The organism is Symbiopectobacterium sp., from assembly GCF_047692315.1.
Lineage (GTDB): Bacteria > Pseudomonadota > Gammaproteobacteria > Enterobacterales > Enterobacteriaceae > Symbiopectobacterium.
In genome coordinates, this window is the sequence record NZ_JBLLJS010000015.1 from 14,652 (window position 1) to 30,318 (window position 15,667).

A 15,667-nucleotide genomic window follows, 5' to 3' on the forward strand; every position below is an offset into this window, starting at 1 on the left:
GACTCAATTTGTCCCACCGGGGCGTGGTACTGGATAATCTTTATCCAGTTGTATCGGTTGCGCGTAGCCACTGTTCCACAACTGGGCGTACAAAGTATCAATGCGCGCGGCCATCGCCGGACTTTGCATCACAATCTCCAGATTGCGCGAGTTATCAAGATAACCACCGCTCCAGTTGCTGGTGCCCACCCAGGCTTTTTGCTCATCAATGGTCATGATCTTGCTGTGAATCACGCGGGCAAAGGGGATGAACCCACTGCTTGCCTCAGGCAATGTCACAATTTTCACCTCAACGTTCGGCAGCACTGCCAAACTTTTGAGATAAGCAATGTTCGGCTTTTTGGTGCTCCAGTTCGCCACCATTAACTCCACTTTCACTCCACGTGCTGCAGCGCTGCGTAAAGCATTATCAATCACCGCATAATAAGGGCGAGTGCGATTCGGACCGTATGAGAACGGCGCGTAGTCCATCACCTGAATGCGCCCGCGGTTTTTCGCTTGCGTCAGTAAGCGTGGTAACCCCGCTTCAGAGTCCAGCACGCCCGATGGGTTGAACGCTTTGGGGCTGGCAACCAGATAGTTATCCGGGCGCGTATCATCCTGCACAGCCGTTTGCATAACGGGCTTGACGGCCATACCTTGAGCCAGTGCTTCCTGCGCCTGCCAGTCCTGCTCAAACACCGCATTGAGTTGTTTAACCACGCTGAGGTCATCGATAAGTAGCCCAGTTTCGTGAATATGCTCAAGCGAACGCCAGTCGAAATTTTGGCTGCCGACGTAGGCGCGTTTGCCATCCACCAGCAGGTATTTAGCATGCAGAATCCCGCCGGTCAGCTTACCGAAAGGAATGACCCGCAGTTCCAGATTGGGAATTGCTTTCAACTGCGCCAGCGTTTCCGGTGTTGAAAGTGCAATGCCCTTCTCTTCTTAACAGAAAGCGGATGCGTACACCGCGCTCTCCCGCACTGCGCAGATGTTGCAACACGTTATCCAGCCGAGAACCGCTCTGATTGGCAACGTAGAACTCTCCCAACGACAGGCTATGCTGCGCTTCATCAAACAGCGCACTCCAGACAGCATCCAGCGCACGCAGATCGGGAGCACCTAATGCGGTTTCTACCGGCGCGGTATACACCAGTTCATAACCGGGAATGCTGAAATCCGCCAGCACCGATGGGGTAAAAAAACACAGCCCCAGCCCAATCCCCGTGGTCCAGCGCCACCCACGGCGTTGCACAAGCCGCGCGCTACGCATAACGCTTTACCCCATTTTCCTGCACTGCTGCTGGCTTGATGGGCTGGCGGGTATGTGGCATTCCGGCACGCAGCAGCAGCACTTTCAGCGCCTCATTGATGTGCTCCATGCGGCTTTGCAGGAAGTTATTTCCCAGCAGGCACAGTCCGCGTGTCATTTGTGGTTTACTTTGCAGATATTGGGTATCGATAAGATCGTTGAGCTCATCACGATCACGATTCGCCGCCTGCGGCAGCAATGGTGCAATCAGCGTTGCTGCCAGGCTGTTACGCTGGCTGAGCTCAGCGGGGAGATCGTGAAGGTGGAGAATATCTGCGGTCAGCGCACCAAGCAAGCGCTTGGTCTGACGGCGCGTATAGGCAAAGAACAGTCCACGTTCAATGATGATGATCAGAGCCGCCGCCAGCGAGGCATACATCACGTAGAAAATAATATCGTGCAGATCGTTTGCGTTCATAAGGGTCTTATTTTCCTTCGGTGCTTGTCACGCCCTTGCAGGCGCGTGACGGTGATAAGCAACTCCCCTACGGATAAGCGCCGCCAGGGGATATCAGGTTTGCGAGCAATTAGAAGGTAGCGTCCAGCGACACGCTAAATGTACGTTCTTCACCCACGTTGTAATAAGGCGTGCTGGCGCGTACGCCGTTATGCGTAGCGGCGTTGAACACCACGGTGCGTGCAGAATCCGGGTATTCCTTATCAAACACGTTGTTGACGTTAAAACGCAGTGTGGCGCTTTTGATGATCTTCTTGTCCACCGGCAGGTGAATACCCGCATTGAGATCGACCACGGTGCACCCACCAATCTTCTCGTCGTTGGTCATGTCACCGTAAAACGCACCGGTATAACGGCCATTAATGCCTGCGTAGTAGCGGCTATCGTCATAACCCACTCCCAGATTAAGCATGTTCTTCGGCGTGTTGGCGGAACGTTTTCCTGTGGTTGGCAGCGTAGAGCCGTTGGCGGCAATATCGTCTCTCTGCTTGGAATCGGTATAGGTGTAAGAGGCAAAGTAGTTGAAGTTATACGGCGGTTTGCCGCTCAACTCCGTCTCGATACCTTTGTTCTCCACTTTATCGGCGTTGATCATCTCGTATTCACCATCAACGTTACGACTGGAGATCTGACGATCGGTAAACGCGATGTAGAACAGTGAGGTGCTCAACATCACATCTTGCCCTTGGAAGCGCCAGCCCAGTTCGTGGTTCCAGCTCAATTTAGGCTTGGTATTGATGGAGTCACCCAGGTTATAGAGCACGTAGTTAGGTGGCGTACGCATATTGCGCGTCAGGCTGTAAAGCACCTGATTCTCGGGGTTAATTTTGTACGCAGCACTGAAACTCGGCAGGAACTCTTTGTAGGTGAGAGCCTTTTTCTCTTCCACAGAGCTCAAACTACCCAGATCGTGCCCGTCACGTTTAACGTGCTGCCAGGCCAAGCCGCCAGAGAGCGTCCAGTCGGGGGAGACAAACCAGGTATCCTGCAACCAAAACTTATGTACCGGTGTGACGGTAAACTGGTTACGCCCCTGGATCACTTTGCCGTTGGCGTCTTTCACTAAATGCGAGCCATTCGGCTTACCGGAAAGATCAATGGGGTTACCGTCGGCTTTAATGCCGATATAGGGCTGCGTCTGACGTTGGCGCGCACGTTCAAACCAGTAGCCCATATCGAGACTGTGCTGGTCATTGAGATCCCATTTCAGGGTGTTAGTGATGCCCGGACGCCAGGTTTCTGTCCAGGAGGGGCGATAGTAAGTATTGCTGCTCAGGTTACTGAGATCGTAACTGCCCGATTTGTCGTTGGTGGTGGAAGAAAGCGTATAGGCCGATTGACCGCTGAAACTGCCACCGTTGCCCCAGTAGTAATAGGGTTGCAACGTCAGCGACAGATTATCACGCAGTTGCAGCTTCTGTGTGAAGGTAAGGTTCGGGCTTTCAAAAGGGTTACGGTTGATCTTGTAGTAACGTGAGAGCTGACCGCGACTGTTATATTCCGGCGTGGTCGGGTAATCGACATAGCGCTCCTGGTTCAGGAAGGTGCTTTTGCTCAGCGTGTTGTAATTATTCATATCCTGCTTGTTGTACTTAACCAGCAGGTTGCTGCTGTTGCCGTTGTCATCTTCATACAGGCCGTTCCATTCCAGTTTGTTGGAACGGGTAGCCTCTTTGCCACGCCACTTGTCGGCATCCGTGTACGAGTAGGACAACCAACTGCTGAAGCCGTCATGCAGTCCGGTCTCCAAACGGATCAGCGATTTGCTCAGGTTGTTGCTGCCAAAGGTTTGCTTGATAAATCCACCAAACTCTTTGGCTGGACGTTTGGTCACCAGACCAATGTTGCCCCCGCTGGAGACAATATGCGGACCATTCATCTCTGATGAACCTTGGGTAACAAAAATTTGCTCAAGGTTTTCCGCATCACCCAACTGATTGGCATACACGCTGTAACTGCCCGAATCGTTCATAGGGATGCCATCGACCGAGAGGCCAATCTGGTCATTGCTCATACCGCGCATGGTGTAATCGATACCGCTCAGGCCGGTGGAGTCATTGCTGCTGACATTCAGGCCAGCGGTATATTTCAGCTTATCGATGGCGTTACCGGTAGCGGGCATTTTATCCATCGCTTCTTTGGTTACCGTCGAGCGGGATTTTGCACTCTCTTCCTGAATCATCATCCCCTCGCCCAACGGCGCACCTTTAACCTGAATGGAGCCGATGTCTGTCGCATCGTTTGCCAGCAAGGTTCCCGACCATAAGGCGGCCGCAACAGAGAGGGATATCCTTAAAACTGTGAATAATTTCATTGTGTTAATCACCCTGATTCAATGTTGTGTATAGGCGCTTACTGCGCTTGGTAATGAAATGTGGCTAAAAAACGTTTGGTGTTTTGCCCGGCAAACGCTTCTGCCGGAAACGGCCTGACCTGCGTGATGCTTTGTAACGTGCTGGTCGCCGCCCGATTAAGCAGCATGCTGGCGGCTTTCTGGTTAATGCCGCTGTTGAGCACGCGGCCATTGCGATCGACGTCCAGCCAGATTTCGACGTTCCCTTCCGGGCGCTCCAATGACGCCTGACGCCCCGTTGAGTAGCGTTTCAACTGCTCAATCTGGCCACACAGCGCCTGGATATAGCTGTTTTCCAACGCCTGTGCGTTCACTTTCGGGGGCGCAGGCGTGGGCACGGCGGGTGCCGGTGCGGGGGCTTTTACCACGGCAGCTTTCGCGGGTGTGGCAACGGGCGCAGAGCGCGGCGTCGGAGCAGGCTTTGGCTTGGGCACCGGTTTAGGCTCGGGTTTGGGTTCCGGCTTCGGTTCTGGTTTTGGCGGTGGTGCTTCAACGATCGGTTCTGGCGTCTCGACGGGCTCTGGCTCCGGTTCTGGCAACGTTTCCTCGGGAGGCGTTTCAGGCTCCGGGGAGATTACCTCTTCCGGAGGCGCAGGCGGCGTAAGATCTGCGAGAGACAGCTCCATAACGCTGTCGTTATACTGAGGTTGTACTTTGAGCGAGCTCTGCTGTGTCATTACCATCAAGCACGCGGCAACCAGCTGATGGCACGACGTGAACGATAAAGCCAATACATGTCACTGCTTCCGCGTTGCGATTGAAACCGAGGTAAACCCGCCTTGGCGCAGGGTATCCATCACCGCAACCAGGCGCTCAACCGCCACCTGCTTATCGCTGTTAACGATAATGGTGGTGGTCTCTCCGGCCTGTTGCTGCTGTTTTAAGGTGCTGACCAAATCGGTAATTAGGATAGGTGAGCCATCCAGTTGCAGTTGGTCTTGCTCACCTAAGGTAACGATGGCTTTTTTCTGCAGTTTTAGCTGCTGGGCGCTTGCTGGCAGAGGGAAGCTGGGTTTTCAGCCCCGTAGCAGGAAGGACGTTGATACTGATCAGGACGAAAAACACTAGTAAGAACATCATGACGTCGATCATTGGGATCAACTCGATATGTGCCTTGTTTCTTTTTGGTTCGTTCCAGTTTCGCATTTTCTCTCTTCCCATCGTTGGCGTTCGGCGATGACGCGCAAGGATGAATGGGTCCCCAAAGGTGGCAGCAACCACAGAATGGTTAGCTGCCAAAGCAAAGCGGCCACTATAGAGAGTGCATATTTAAATTTGTTTACACTTATGTGATTATTTTTTTCATTTCTGGTGGTTTTTTGATGTGATTTTTTCAATATGACATGAATTTGATATTTTTCTTACAGGATGGAAGAATATCCGAAAGGGTGAACGCTTATTTTTCCGGTTGCCTAGATACGATATACTGTCGATGCTGCGGCAAAATCCGTAGCCGGAATTGGCGTTCCGACATTTACCACGGTAGTAATTCCCAACTCACCACGGAGACTACCTTATGGCGACTATCCTTCCCTTGCGACATCCGCAATTCTTCATCACCTTACCTGCGGGGGTGCATCATGTATGACGCTACGCCCCTTACCGTCGAAGAACATGTCGATCATTGCCGCGCGCTCGCCTATGCCATCATCGAGCTGAGCAATCCTCAAGCCAAAGAACTGCTGAACTTTATCCTGTGGGAACGGTTGAATCAGTTAAATGAGGCGCTGCAAACGGAGGAAGCGTGAATGGTTGAGAGAGGTATGGAAATAAAAAGCGGGTAGCGATACGTTAACTTTCTGACATGCCTGACACGCAATGCGTTAATGACATAATCGGTAATTGCCGCTAACGCAGGCAATTACCGTCACAAGCACCATCAAATCACACGCGAAAACTGTTGCGTCCTTGCCTTGGCACGCAGATAGCTATCAAAGCACATGCAGATATTGCGAATCAACAAGCAGCCTTTAGGCGTTACCACGATCCCCGTAGGGCGCAGTTCAGCCAGGCCATCCTGCACCAACGGAGCCAACAGACGCAAATCTTCCGCGAAATAGAGACGGCAATCGATGCCGTAAGCCGATTCAATCGCCGCGTAATCCAAACGGAAATTACAGATGAGACTTTTGATCACATCGCGACGGATGCAGTCATCGTGCGTCAGACGCAAGCCGCGCCACAGCGCATTGCCCTGCTCACCCACCTTTTCATAGTAGGTTTTCAACACCTTTTCATTTTGCGCGTAGCTGTCACCAATCATGCTGATCGCCGACACCCCCATGCCCAGCAGGTCGGTGTCACCCTGCGTGGTGTAGCCCTGAAAATTACGGTGCAATTTACCGGCACGTTGCGCCAGCGCCAGTTCATCGTCTGGGCGAGCAAAGTGATCCATACCGATAAACTGATAGCCCGATTGGGTGAGCGTCGTAATGGTTTGGCGCAGAATCTCCAGCTTTTGTGCTGGGCTCGGCAAATCCGCATCTTTGATTTTACGCTGAGCGGCAAATAGCGTCGGCAAATGGGCGTAGTTGAACACGCTGAGACGATGCGGGCTTAACTCAGCAACGCGTTGCAGGGTAAAAGCAAAGCTCTCCGGCGTCTGTTTCGGCAAGCCGTAAATAAGATCGATATTGGTAGAGGTGAAGCCAAGCGCCTTGGCGCGTTCAATCAGCGCAAAGATAAACGCCTCGTCCTGCTCACGGTTCACCAGGCGTTGCACTTCCTTGTTGAAATCCTGCACGCCCATACTCAGGCGATTAAACCCTTCCGCACGCAGGTGATCAAGGATATCCAGCTCGATTTCACGCGGATCGACCTCCAGCGAGATTTCCGCCTCATCCGCGAACAGGAAATTCTCGCGCAACAACGCTATCAGCCGGCTGATTTGATCTTTGTTGAGATAGGTGGGCGTACCGCCGCCCCAGTGCAGCTGCGTCACGATGCGTCCGGCGAACAGCGGCGCGCACTGGCGAATCTCCACGGCCAGCACATCAAGATACTCTTCAGCTTTGTGCTGCTGGCGGGTCACCAGCTTGTTGCAACCGCAGAAATAGCACAGACGATGACAAAACGGGATATGGACATAAAGCGACAGCGGCCGTTGTGGGTAACGCGCTATCGCCTGATGGAATGCCGCATCATCATACTGTTCGTTAAACTCCAGCGCCGTGGGATACGAGGTATAGCGCGGCCCGGAATAGTTGTATTTTTGAATCAGGGCTAAATCCCAATCGACGTGTTGCTCTTGCATGCTGTTACTCCTTCCGCTTGTATTCCCCGACAGCGCTTTTCAGCGGCAGCCTGCGCTGCCGTACCCCGAACACCGAACACCGAACACCGAACACCGATCGCTGTAATCGCGTTTTACGCCGGGAAAGCAGCCACAGTTTAACCAACAGACACAGCAGATAACAGACAACCAACACCAAGATGAGAGACAGCAGCCCTTTTATCTATCAGAATACGTCTTTTGGGTTATTACGCTTGAGGAGCTGCATCATGTCTTCCTGCTGCGCGTCTTCTTCGTCGTCATCCATTTCGATGCCCAGCTCATCCATCAAGGCATTGATACGATCGAGCGTGCTATCCACCCATTTTTGATCGTCTTTGCTCAGCGTTTCGCCGTTATCCAGACGCTCCAGCAGCGCGTCAAGACGATCGTCATTTTCCAGCAACGCCAATTCCTGCTCTGGGGTCAGGCGCGTTTCCGCTACCGTTTCTGCTTTAGGCTTAGCAGACTTATGCATATTTTGCGGTTTCGTACTTTGTGACTGCTCGTCACTTACCGTCAGCGCGATAGGTTTTTTACTGCCGATACGCGGGTCACTTTTTTTCCCCTGACCGGATTGCTTTGCGGCTTCCACCGCAGGGTTTGCACGGCTGCTCGCCGCACGACCACTGTGTTTTTTCTGACGTTTACGCTCCCAGACTTCGCTGTTAAGCTCGGCGCGCGTCTTTTTCTTTGCTTTAGATGTCGACGCCTTCGCGCCTGGGGCTTTAGTGCCCGAATTTTTCACCGGCTGTTTCATAACAACACTCTCAGGTAAACAGAAGATAATTGCGGCGGAATCTAGCAGAAAGGCCAGCAATGAAAAAGGGCCGGTACGGCCATTAGGCGAATTCGCCTCGCACAATACAGACAGGCACCGATAACCCCGCGTTTCGGGTCAGTTATAGGTATAATAGACCCAAAACCACCTATCCAGACAGAGATAACCATTGTGACCGAACAAGAGAACCCAAACGTGACGCATAACTACAATGTGACGCATTTTGTCACCAGCGCTCCCGATATTCGTCACCTGCCTGCCGATAGCGGTATTGAAGTGGCTTTTGCCGGACGCTCCAACGCGGGGAAATCCAGCGCCCTAAACACACTCACCAACCAGAAAAGCCTGGCGCGCACCAGTAAAACACCGGGACGTACCCAGCTTATCAACCTGTTTGAGGTCACAGAGGGCGTGCGTCTGGTAGACCTTCCCGGCTATGGCTATGCCGAAGTTCCTGAAGAGATGAAGCGGAAATGGCAGCGTGCGCGGGGGGAATATCTGCAAAAACGCGCCTGTCTGCAAGGACTGGTGGTGTTAATGGATATCCGTCATCCGCTGAAAGATCTCGATCAGCAAATGATTGAATGGGCAGTGGCTGTTGAACTGCCGGTACTCATTCTGCTCACCAAAGCCGATAAACTGGCTGCCGACGCGCGCAAAGCGCAACTGAATATGGTGCGCGAAGCGGTGTTGCCGTTTATGGGCGATATTCAGGTTGAAGCCTTCTCTTCCCTGAAAAAACAGGGCGTTGATAAACTGCGCCAAAAGCTCGATCTGTGGTTCAGTACCCGCCCGTCAGTACAGGAAGATGCTGATCATTGAAATTAATTGCCGCGATCGTTCCCGATCTTGCGGCATTTTTCTGACTCACGCCCAATAAAAAACGCCGAAGTGACCGGGGCGGCTAATATTCAGCCAAATCCGATTACGTGAAGTAAAAGGTCTGAAAGATAGAACATCTTACCTCTGTACCCTACGTCGTTAACTCTACCCTATTTTTTCGCCAGAACAAAGGTTTTTTTGTTGTTTAGTTTCATAAAAAATGGCTATTGCTCACACAAAGTCAAAGCAGGTCACACAATCCTGTAGTTTAATTACAGAAATGAATAACTTAGTGTGCATTAAATGTTCAGTTGCAACATCCTGTTTTTCTGTACATTAATGCGCCTCATCCCAGTTTTTTCCTTCGCCAACATCAACGCGTAACGGAACGTTCAGCGACATACAGCCTTCCATCAGGGTAACGATCTTTTGTTTAGCGGCATCCAGCACCGACTCATGCACTTCAAACACCAATTCATCGTGCACCTGCATGATCATTTTCACCTGTGGTTGCTCTTGCTGAAGCCAATAATCGATAGCAATCATCGCCTTTTTGATGATATCGGCGGCAGTGCCCTGCATCGGGGCGTTAATGGCGGCACGCTCTGCGGCCTTGCGGCTCATCGCATTGCGTGAATGAATATCCGGTAAATAGAGACGGCGCCCATCCAGCGTCTGTACATATCCTTTCTCGGCCGCTTCCTGACGGGTTCTTTCCATGTAATCCTGCACGCCAGGATAGCGCTCGAAATAGAGGTGCATGTAGCGCTGCGACTCGGCGCGGGCAATACCCAACTGACGTGACAAGCCGAAGGCGCCCATGCCATAAATCAAACCGAAGTTGATTGCCTTGGCGCTGCGGCGCTGCTCTCCCGTTACGTTCTCCAGCGGCAAGCCAAAAACTTCTGCGGCTGTGGCACGGTGAATATCCAGCCCCTCGGCAAAGGCCTTGAGCAACCCTTTATCACCGGAAAGGTGCGCCATGATACGCAACTCAATCTGAGAGTAGTCCGCCGCTACGATGCAATACCCTTCAGGAGCAATAAACGCCTGACGGATACGTCGCCCTTCGTCATTACGCACCGGAATGTTTTGCAGGTTGGGATCGCTGGAAGAAAGACGCCCGGTCGCCGTAACCGCCTGATGGTATGAGGTATGTACCCGCTGGGTCAGCGGATTAATCATCAGCGGCAGTTTGTCGGTGTAGGTAGATTTCAGTTTCGCCAGCCCACGATATTCAAGAATGCGTTTGGGCAGCGGATAGTCATGCGCCAACTCCTCCAATACTTCTTCATTGGTAGAAGGCGCGCCTTTCGGCGTTTTCTTTAATACAGGCAGCTTCAGCTTATCGTACAAAATCCCCTGCAACTGTTTGGTGGAGGCAAGATTAAACGCTTCCCCTGCCAGTTCATGCACTTCGGTTTCCAGCTCAGCCAGACGTGTCGTCAATTCCTGAGAATGCAGTGCCAAAATCCCGGCATCAATCAGCACCCCCTGGCGCTCAATGCGTGACAGCACCGGCACCAACGGCATATCGATATCGCGGAACACCTTTACCAGATCACCGTGCTGTTGCAGCTTTTCCCACAGGGTTTGGTGCAAATGCAAAGTGACATCCGCGTCTTCTGCGGCATAGGTACTGGCCTGCTCGACGGGGATCTGATTGAAGGTAAGCTGGTTCTTACCTTTACCCGCAATCTCTTCAAACGAAATGGTTTTGTGTTGCAGATAGCGATCCGCAAGGCTATCCATGTCATGACGACCCGCCACGCTGTTTAGCACGTAGGACTCCACCATGGTGTCATAGGCAATGCCGCGCAGTTCGATGTCATAACGCTTCATCACGCCTTGATCGAACTTCAGGTTCTGCCCGATTTTGCGCGGCGTGCTATCTTCCAGCAGCGGCTTGAGCAATTCCAGTGCGCGGGCTCTGTCGATTTGCTCCGGCGCATCCAGATAATCATGCGCCAGCGGCAAATACGCCGCTTCACCCGGCGTCACCGCAAACGACATACCAATCAAATTGGCACTCAGCGTATCCAGTCCGTCCGTTTCCGTGTCAAACGCAAACTCACCCGCCTTTTGGATACGCGCAATCCACGATTGTAATGTCTCTTCATCCTGAATGGTGACATAACCTTCCCGGCTTAAGGCAACCGTTACTTCCGCTTGTGGTTGCACTTGTGCTGCGGGTATCGGCTGCGGAGCCTGCGATTGTCCCTTACGGACCTGCATCCAGGTGCCGCCTTCAATATCTGCTATCCAGCGTTTGAAGTCATAACGCTTGAACAGCCCGTGTAATGCATCAATATCGGGGTCTCTAACCGTCAACTCAGCGCAGGCCAGCTCCAACTCGACATCCGTTTTGATTGTCGCCAGTTGATAAGAGAGATATGCCGCTTCTTTATGCTGTTCCAGCTTCTGCGCCATGGTCTTTGCGCCGCGAAATGATAGCGTTGCAATCTTATCCAGATTACCGTACAGGGTATCTAGCCCACCCAATCCCTGAAGTAACGCCTGTGCCGTTTTTTCACCTACACCAGGCACACCAGGAATGTTATCCGACGCATCCCCCATCAGGGCCAGGAAATCAATAATCAGCTCCGGCGGAATGCCGTATTTGTCGCATACCTCTTGCGGCCCAAGCACCGTATTGTTCATGGTGTTGATAAGCGTGATTGTCGGCGACACCAGTTGCGCCATGTCTTTATCACCGGTACTGATCAGCACCGGCGTGCCCGCGCCTTCCGCCTGACGTGCCAGCGTACCGATCACGTCATCCGCTTCTACACCGCTCACGGCTAACAAAGGCAGCCCCATGGTACGAACCATCGCGTGCAGAGGCTCAATCTGCGCGCGCAGATCGTCCGGCATGGGCGGGCGGTGCGCCTTGTAGTTCTCGAACAGTTCGTCGCGGAACGTTTTACCTTTGGCATCAAAGACCACAGCGACATGGCTAAGGGAGAACTGAAGCAACAAACTGCGCAACATATTCAGCACGCCATACATGGCGCCTGTCGGCTCGCCTGCGTTGTTCGTCAAAGGGGGGAAAGCGTGATAGGCACGGTATAAATACGACGAGCCATCGACCAAAATTAACGGGTTTTGTGCAATCTGAACCATGTTCTGTCATGACCTATGTCGTCCATCATGGCGCTAAGCATGCCATAGCTCACTGCAAGAGACGAACGTTAACGTGCAGAAAACCGCAAAACTGCCATGCGTGAAGCAAAAATCCTGTGGATAACTTTGTGCATAGAAAGATAAAATCAGAATGGCGCTATTGTTACACAAAAAACGATTCACACATTATGGCTTTTTTTCAGCAAGATAAAAAATGTTCCTCGGTAAATACCCGTAATATAAAAAACATTTTTTTGTGGATAGATATTAGTTACACGCTAATTAAACGTCATCAAAGCGAAACTGGCGTAGAGGAAAAATGATATATCATGGGTATAATTGCGTCTGCTATCAGGCGCAGTTACGCGAAAAGTATTATTTCTTCTCGATGAGGAATTTCACAACATCAGCATACTGCTTCACATATGCACCCATTGAGCTGGTATCCAATCCGTCGCTTTTCACCATATATTTGCCATTAACAAACATGGCAGGTACACCGCGCAGTTGCAAATCAACTGCCGCTTTTTCTTGCTGGGCAACCAAAGATTTAACCACAAAGCTATTCAATGCACTGTCATAATCTTCGGCTTTAACACCCGCTGCCACAAACACCTTGCGAATATCATCGGTGGTTTTCAGCGTTTGGCTTTTTTGCACCGCATCAAACATTAATGGGCTAACTTTATCTTCTACGCCCAGCGCAACGGCAACCGCCCAGGCTTGGGTCAGTTCTTTCCCCAAAGGCCCAAGGAAATCGACATGATACCGCGTAATCTTGGTATCCGCCGGCAGAACTTTACTTACCGCTTCTGGAATATGGTACACCTGTGCAAACTGATAACAATGCGGGCAATAGAATGAGAAAAACTCAAGCACCTGCGGTAATTGAGGTACTGGTTTATTCACTTCAACGTACTGTTTGCCATCAGAAAAATCTGCCGCTGATGTACTGAAGGCCAACATGATGCCCAATAATGCCGCAAATACACTCTTCATATAACACATCTCTCCGTTAAACATCAGTACATGGACAATAGCTGTAAAGGAGGCTCCTGTAACAGCTTAACCTGTTCAGTAAATATTGCTGTTTGTCTGAACCAGAAATCATCATCTTGTATCCAGGGAAAGCTCGGGGGAAATGCCGGATCTTCCCAAAGGCGAATAATCCATGCTAAATAATGTACCATTCGCATTGCCCGAAGCAGCTCAATTAACGCCAGCTCTTTTTCCTCAAACGTCATAAACTCGCTATAGGCTTCAAGCAGAATATCGAGTTGAATTCGCCGTTCCTGACGCTCTCCATGAAGCAACATCCATAAATCCTGCACCGCTGGTCCGTTGCGGGCATCGTCTAAATCGACAAATAGCGGGCCGTCACGCCAGAGAATATTTCCAGGATGACAATCGCCGTGTAATCGGAGAAAAGAGGCATCCAATGTCCAATAGCATTTTACCATTTCGATAATTTGCTGGGTGGACTGCAAAAAGGAATCTCGGCGCGCAGCAGGAATAAGTCGCGTTTGCGTCAATAACTGATAAGGCCTGTCGAGATATTCCTCAACTCCGATGGTAGGGCGAGCAATAAAAAGGCCTTTTTGCCCCGTCTGATGCCAACGCCCCAGAAAACGGCCAACCCCTTCCAATTGCTCGTCATTATCCATTATTATCCATTTCATATTGCCGCCCGCCAACACTTGGGAAAACGGCAAAATAAAATCCATCGTAACAATGCAGGGTTTGGCCATTGAGCTTCAAGGGTGCCACGGCGGGCACCTCATCTTCGACCAATGCCAGAGCGAAGTCGTGCTCTTCCTGAATTTGCTCCTGCGTACAACGTTCGGGACGATAGAATTTAACGACAAAACGGCGCCGGTCTTCATCCATAAACTGATAAACCCGGTTTTCATAGCTGTTGAGCGCCGTCAAACCGGAATCAACCCGAATGCCCACCGCAAAGAGCGCATCGATAATCAGCGAGGGAAACAGCGTCTGAAAATTAAATACAGAACTTTGCATGGCCGTCATCATTGCTCGCAATAGGTATTAACATAAGCGTTAAGACGCGACGCATATCGATAAACGTATTGCCAGGCAGGATGCAGTAATTCGACCAACTCGTTAACACGATGACATTTCATGATTTAATCCTCTTACACAAACGTTGATATCACCTTAGCAGCCTTAATCACTGGTGGAAAGCGCTTGGCGTCAGGAATTATTTTGCCCAGAATAGAGCCACTGCGGCGCGACAAAGAGGGATCACATGATCACAGGCATTATTCTGGCAGGCGGTCAGGCCAGCCGAATGGGTGGGCAGGATAAAGGACTATTAGCGCTGCATGGGATACCGCTCTATCAACACGTATTAACACGACTAGCGCCTCAGGTGGATCGCGTGTGCATCAATGCCAATCGCAACCAGTCTGTTTATCAGGAAAGTGGCTGCACGGTATTTAGCGACTTACCTGGCAACTTTTCTGGCCCTTTGGAGGGCATCTTGTCCAGCCTGAAAACCATTGAGACAGAGTGGGCAGTTTTTGCCCCCTGCGATGTCCCTAATTTACCGACCGATCTGGTAACCAGACTGTGGCACGGCAAGCAACAAAAACATGCAACCTATGCCAGCGACGGTCAACGGGAGCACCCAACCCTACTGCTTATCCATCGCTCCCTGATACCGAAGCTTGAAGCCTACCTCGAACGTGGCGATCGTAAGTTAATGCTTTTTCTGGCAGAGATCGAAGCGATACCCGTGCTGTTCGCTGACTGCCCTTTGGCATTTCAAAACCTGAACACCCCAGACGATTTGTCCAATTGGCAAGAGGCCAAACATGAATGAGCTGCATCACCTACGCCTACTGGCAGTTAGCGCTTACAGCAGTACGGGGAAAACCACATTGCTCACCAACGTGATTCCTCTACTCAAAGACAAAGGTCTACGCATTGGTGTGATCAAGCATACTCACCATGATATGGATATTAGACAGCTATGAGCTGCGTAAAGCAGGGGCCGAGCAGACGCTTGTTGCCAGTAACCAACGCTAGGCATTGATGACAGAAACACCACAGAGTGGAGATGTCGACCTCTATCACATGGTGAGTAAGATGGATGTTGATACGCTGGATTTGGTGCTGGTCGAAGGATTTCGACACGAAAAGGTGCCTAAGATAGTTCTCTCGCGCAGAGGGTTGAGCAAGAGCGCACACGATTTGTTGGATATCTATGCCGTTGCCATTGCCAGTGATGATGCTGCAGATCGACAACTTTCCTTGCCCTGGCTGGATATAAACGATCCTAAACAGGTGGCTGACTTCATTGAAGGCTGGGTCCGCGGGTGAAATCCCAGTAACGCTATTTTTTTTCACCCTTTTTTCCACGCACAGCAAAAAGGGGCTGTCCTTTCGGACAGCCCCTTCGCTTAATTAAAACCTGACAGTTCCCTACTCTCACATGGGGAAGCCCCACACTACCATCGGCGCTACGGCGTTTCACTTCTGAGTTCGGCATGGGGTCAGGTGGGACCACCGCGCTATCGCCGCCAGGCATATTCTGTTTTACATCC

The 15,667-nt window shown here is 51.3% G+C and carries 9 protein-coding genes, 1 rRNA gene and 5 pseudogenes; 4 read left to right on the plus strand and 11 right to left on the minus strand.

Annotated features, from left to right (window positions below; genetic code table 11):
- Window positions 1-3: 3 nt before the first annotated feature.
- The 5 genes and pseudogenes from ACMZI0_RS08170 to ACMZI0_RS08190 all read right to left on the minus strand — a co-directional run bounded on the left by ACMZI0_RS08170 (window position 4) and on the right by ACMZI0_RS08190 (window position 5,250).
- Window positions 4-1,255, minus strand: a pseudogene (locus ACMZI0_RS08170) (phospholipase D-like domain-containing protein).
- Window positions 1,248-1,712 carry a MotA/TolQ/ExbB proton channel family protein gene (locus tag ACMZI0_RS08175; RefSeq protein ID WP_415672580.1) on the minus strand — a complete coding sequence of 155 codons (465 nt, stop codon included), beginning with the start codon at window positions 1,710-1,712 and terminating at the stop codon, window positions 1,248-1,250. The pseudogene ACMZI0_RS08170 and the gene ACMZI0_RS08175 overlap by 8 nt, the downstream one beginning before the upstream one ends.
- Window positions 1,713-1,821: 109 nt before the next feature.
- Complete coding sequence (locus tag ACMZI0_RS08180; RefSeq protein WP_415672581.1) at window positions 1,822-4,065, minus strand: TonB-dependent receptor; 2,244 nt, start codon at window positions 4,063-4,065, stop codon at window positions 1,822-1,824.
- Window positions 4,066-4,103: 38 nt separating this feature from the next.
- Window positions 4,104-4,840 (minus strand): annotated as a pseudogene (locus ACMZI0_RS08185) (energy transducer TonB family protein).
- Window position 4,841: 1 nt separating this feature from the next.
- Window positions 4,842-5,250: pseudogene (locus tag ACMZI0_RS08190) on the minus strand (ExbD/TolR family protein).
- 434 nt (window positions 5,251-5,684) lie between these two features.
- Here ACMZI0_RS08190 and ACMZI0_RS08195 point away from each other — a divergent pair.
- Window positions 5,685-5,852, plus strand: coding sequence for a hypothetical protein (locus tag ACMZI0_RS08195; RefSeq protein WP_415672582.1), 168 nt, complete (start codon window positions 5,685-5,687; stop codon window positions 5,850-5,852).
- Window positions 5,853-5,983: 131 nt separating this feature from the next.
- Here ACMZI0_RS08195 and hemN read toward each other — a convergent pair whose 3' ends face one another.
- Both hemN and yihI read right to left on the minus strand, forming a co-directional pair.
- Window positions 5,984-7,357, minus strand: a complete 1,374-nt coding sequence (gene hemN / locus ACMZI0_RS08200) for an oxygen-independent coproporphyrinogen III oxidase (RefSeq protein ID WP_415672583.1) — start codon at window positions 7,355-7,357, stop codon at window positions 5,984-5,986.
- A 205-nt stretch (window positions 7,358-7,562) separates the two neighbouring features.
- Window positions 7,563-8,135 carry a Der GTPase-activating protein YihI gene (gene yihI / locus ACMZI0_RS08205; protein ID WP_415672584.1) on the minus strand — a complete coding sequence of 191 codons (573 nt, stop codon included), beginning with the start codon at window positions 8,133-8,135 and terminating at the stop codon, window positions 7,563-7,565.
- Between the two features lie 192 nt (window positions 8,136-8,327).
- Between yihI and yihA the strand changes: the two genes are divergently transcribed.
- Window positions 8,328-8,978: a ribosome biogenesis GTP-binding protein YihA/YsxC gene (gene yihA, locus ACMZI0_RS08210; protein ID WP_415672585.1), complete on the plus strand. Its 651-nt coding sequence runs from the start codon at window positions 8,328-8,330 to the stop codon at window positions 8,976-8,978.
- Window positions 8,979-9,314: 336 nt separating this feature from the next.
- On the opposite strand, the gene polA is transcribed toward yihA, so the two are convergent.
- The 3 genes and pseudogenes from polA to ACMZI0_RS08225 form a co-directional block, all read right to left on the minus strand.
- Window positions 9,315-12,101, minus strand: a complete 2,787-nt coding sequence (gene polA / locus ACMZI0_RS08215; RefSeq protein WP_415672586.1) for a DNA polymerase I — start codon at window positions 12,099-12,101, stop codon at window positions 9,315-9,317.
- A 375-nt stretch (window positions 12,102-12,476) separates the two neighbouring features.
- A complete protein-coding gene (dsbA, locus tag ACMZI0_RS08220; RefSeq protein ID WP_415672587.1) occupies window positions 12,477-13,100 on the minus strand; it encodes a thiol:disulfide interchange protein DsbA in 624 nt (207 codons plus the stop codon).
- A gap of 23 nt (window positions 13,101-13,123) precedes the next feature.
- Window positions 13,124-14,120 (minus strand): annotated as a pseudogene (locus ACMZI0_RS08225) (serine/threonine protein kinase).
- 247 nt (window positions 14,121-14,367) lie between these two features.
- On the opposite strand from ACMZI0_RS08225, the gene mobA reads away from it, so the two are divergent.
- A complete protein-coding gene (gene mobA, locus ACMZI0_RS08230; protein ID WP_415672588.1) occupies window positions 14,368-14,943 on the plus strand; it encodes a molybdenum cofactor guanylyltransferase MobA in 576 nt (191 codons plus the stop codon).
- Window positions 14,936-15,443: pseudogene (mobB, locus tag ACMZI0_RS08235) on the plus strand (molybdopterin-guanine dinucleotide biosynthesis protein MobB). The gene mobA and the pseudogene mobB overlap by 8 nt, the downstream one beginning before the upstream one ends.
- 89 nt (window positions 15,444-15,532) lie before the next feature.
- Here the strand turns inward: mobB and rrf are convergent.
- Window positions 15,533-15,648 (minus strand): 5S ribosomal RNA (rrf, locus tag ACMZI0_RS08240).
- Window positions 15,649-15,667: the final 19 nt, after the last annotated feature.

What these genes read in the sequence shown, in the direction of transcription:
- polA (WP_415672586.1), bottom strand. Translation starts at nt 12,101, where the DNA reads ATGGTTCAGATTGCACAAAACCCGTTAATTTTGGTCGATGGCTCGTCG.
- dsbA (WP_415672587.1), bottom strand. Translation starts at nt 13,100, where the DNA reads ATGAAGAGTGTATTTGCGGCATTATTGGGCATCATGTTGGCCTTCAGT.
- ACMZI0_RS08180 (WP_415672581.1), bottom strand. Translation starts at nt 4,065, where the DNA reads ATGAAATTATTCACAGTTTTAAGGATATCCCTCTCTGTTGCGGCCGCC.
- hemN (WP_415672583.1), bottom strand. Translation starts at nt 7,357, where the DNA reads ATGCAAGAGCAACACGTCGATTGGGATTTAGCCCTGATTCAAAAATAC.
- ACMZI0_RS08195 (WP_415672582.1), top strand. Translation starts at nt 5,685, where the DNA reads ATGTATGACGCTACGCCCCTTACCGTCGAAGAACATGTCGATCATTGC.
- ACMZI0_RS08175 (WP_415672580.1), bottom strand. Translation starts at nt 1,712, where the DNA reads ATGAACGCAAACGATCTGCACGATATTATTTTCTACGTGATGTATGCC.
- mobA (WP_415672588.1), top strand. Translation starts at nt 14,368, where the DNA reads ATGATCACAGGCATTATTCTGGCAGGCGGTCAGGCCAGCCGAATGGGT.
- yihI (WP_415672584.1), bottom strand. Translation starts at nt 8,135, where the DNA reads ATGAAACAGCCGGTGAAAAATTCGGGCACTAAAGCCCCAGGCGCGAAG.